The sequence below is a fragment of the Rhizobium ecuadorense genome, assembly GCF_001187535.1.
Taxonomy (GTDB): Bacteria; Pseudomonadota; Alphaproteobacteria; order Rhizobiales; family Rhizobiaceae; genus Rhizobium; species Rhizobium ecuadorense.
In genome coordinates this window covers 1-258 of record NZ_LFIO01000952.1, presented here as the reverse complement: position 1 = coordinate 258, position 258 = coordinate 1, and the positions used below count along the sequence as shown (strand labels likewise).

At 65.1% G+C, this 258-nt stretch carries 1 pseudogene; it reads left to right on the top strand.

The annotated features are described in order from the left end of the window. A pseudogene (locus AF337_RS17310) lies at positions 1-258 on the top strand (FAD-dependent oxidoreductase); the annotation flags it as partial.

The following is a 258-nucleotide window of genomic DNA, read 5'->3' as shown; positions in this document are numbered from 1 at the left end:
GCGCGGCCTGACGCTGCCGACGATTGAAGCGTTCTACAGGCGCGGCCTGCTCGATTCCCTTGAAGCGCCCGGGCGTCAGGCAAAGCCAGAGGGAAAACCGCGCAAGCAGGCCGGACACTTCGCCGGCATCCCCTTCGATTACGACAGGATCAATCCCTCGATGTGGGCCTACCGACTGCCGAGCCCCGCCGACAGCAATATGGCGGCAGAAATGGAACGGGTCGAGACCGTCCTTGCCGACCGCGCGCAGTCCATCGG